A 2,516-nucleotide genomic window follows, 5' to 3' on the forward strand; every position below is an offset into this window, starting at 1 on the left:
GCGAGACTGCGGATACTGCTGTAGCAGTAGCGGCCGAGGCGCCCGAGGATGAGGCGCAGGCCGCAGGAGCCCAGGACGCCGAGGGCGCAGGCCTGACGCAGTCGGATGATGCGTCTGAGTCGGCTCCCGTCGCGCCTGAGGCCGCAGACGATTCCGCGGTAGAGCAGCAGGCGCCTCAGGCTGTTGGAGTCCCCGACGCCGATGCTGATGCGGTCCTGACGGAGTCGGATGATGCTGCCGCTGGTGAGCCCGCTGACGCCGAGGACGCCGCGGAGCAGGATGCCGACACAGCGGGTGTGTCAGCGCAGGCCGACGATGAGGTGGCCGCCCCGCAGGCGCAGGCGGCAACCGCGGCCCGCCAGGCCGGCGCGCCCACCGAGAACCCGGCCCCGCCCACCGTGGCAGGCCAGAACGGCCGCAACAACATCACCGTCACCGACATCAAGGCCGCGCCTGCTACAACCGATTCATTGGCAGAGCTTGAATTAACGATTTCCTGGGAGGCGGTCAACCCGCACGCGGGGGACAAAATCCAGATTCAACTGCCGGACAACCTAAAGTGGTATGCGGGATCGACTATAGGCGGCGTAGGCCATCTGGTCGTGTGGTGGTATGGTTTTGATTTGACGCTCCCGGACGGGACGGTTGTGGGGAGCTGTCAAAGTAGTGGGCGCGACAATCTTTACGTTCATGCTGACAATCTCCTGTCCTGTACTCTGAACGCGATGGCGGAAGCGTATGATTATCTCAGTCACGGCACTCTGACTGTTCTTGTGTGCTCATGGGAGTCGTCGGATGCTACGGAAATTGGTCAGAGAACTGCCGTGATAGTTACCGACGATAAGGAGTTTGAACTCGAATATGATGTCTCTAACGGGGATCCGCGACGAAGGGGCGAGATCGAGGGAAGGCCGCTTGGTCTATCCGGGATAATTGACCGCGGAACTCTCGGTGATGGATCAAGGCAACTTGGGCTTTGGTATGCGGTTGTGTCTGGGGCTGCATCGTATAAGGTTACAGGGTTGTGCGATGGAGTCGCTGGAGTTGTTTGCGGCTCGTATCTGGATGTGGTTTGTTATCGGAGTGGTTTGCAAGGATCTGACGCAGTAGATGAATATGCCGATAATCGATACTATTACTATGACGGCGAGTATCGTGATGGCGTGTTTGCGTTTGATGTTGAAAGTGTCGACGATGTATGTAGAGTCGCGTATGCTTCAGAAGGCGGAGTCTCTCAGTTCAGCAAAGTAACGATAAATGGCGTGGTCTATGAGGCGCACGCGGAACTACCCGATGGTTCCGGGAGCGCCGTGGGCGGCTTCTATGGGACCGATCCTGAGCCGGGCGATGACCCCACGACGGAGCCGGGTGCTGAGCCTTCCTCGGAGCCCACTGTGGAGCCGTCCGTCGAGCCGTCCGTCGAGCCGTCCACAGGTCCCACGGCGGAGCCGAGTGCTGAGCCTACAGGCCAGCCGTCGACCGATCCGACCGCGGCGCCGGGAAGCAACCCGTCTGGTGAGCCATCCACCGGTCCTGCCACGCCCTCCGAAGACCCATCGGGTGATCCTTCCGTAGAGCCCTCGGACGAGCCTTCGGATGAGCCGTCAACCAACCCATCCGCCGAGCCCAGCACGGACCCGACCGGTGGCCCCGGTGCTGAGCCCTCGGAGCAGCCGTCCACTGAGCCGACCTCGGAGCAGGGCGACGAGCCCACGGATACCTCGTCGGCCGGTCCCGAGGCGCCGTCCGGTGACCCGTCGGCTGGGCCGAGCGCCGCGCCTACAGATGCGTCGACCGGCGGCACCTCGGACCCCGGCACCGACCCCTCCGCCGCTCCCACGAGCAACGCCGGTGGCGGCTCCGCCGGGCAGCCTTCCGCGGGTCCGTCCGCAGGTGGTACTGGTGCTCCTGGTGGGGACGACTCGTCTGGTTCCGGTTCTGTGGCCACGCAGCCGTCCACCGGGTCCGCGGACCCCGGCGCGGAGGCCGGTTCAACAACCGGCGCCAATTTCGCCGGCTCCTCCAAGAGCCTGGCCAAGACTGGCTTCGCGGGCACCGCGGCAACCATGCTGGCGGCGGGCCTGGTCTTCTCGGGCCTGCTCCTGCACCGCAGCCGCAGGAGCGTCACTGACTGACGTCATCCGGTTGCTGCCTCACTCGAGGTGACAGCCGATCTGCCCCGGTCCTCCATCTAGTCACGCCAACGCGAGACCGCATGGGAGGACCGGGGCTCCTCTATATTTGTTGTCCGACATCACGGGCTCTTCCGGTTTGGGGGTGTGGTGGGTGAACTCGGGTGTGCGTGTGTGGGTGGGTGATGGCGCTGGTCGGTGGATGGTCGGCGGGTAGTTAGGGGCATGCCGGGTGAGTCATCCCGGGCGCGGCGCACGCTCAACCACCCCGCCGATCCAGCCGACCTACGGCTTTTGCCTGGTATTTCAACGTTTTTGGTTTCAGGTCGGCGGAGGTTGGTCGGCTCCCATGTGCGCCGCGAGGGTCGCCGCACATGGGAGCCG

General features: G+C 64.1%; 1 pseudogene. It reads left to right on the forward strand.

Going from position 1 to position 2,516, the window contains the following annotated elements:
• Positions 1-2,135: pseudogene (locus GZ998_RS09025) on the forward strand (hypothetical protein); the annotation flags it as partial.
• Positions 2,136-2,516: the final 381 nt, after the last annotated feature.

It is taken from the genome of Actinomyces sp. 594 (assembly GCF_019325145.1).
Classification (GTDB): domain Bacteria; phylum Actinomycetota; class Actinomycetes; order Actinomycetales; family Actinomycetaceae; genus Actinomyces.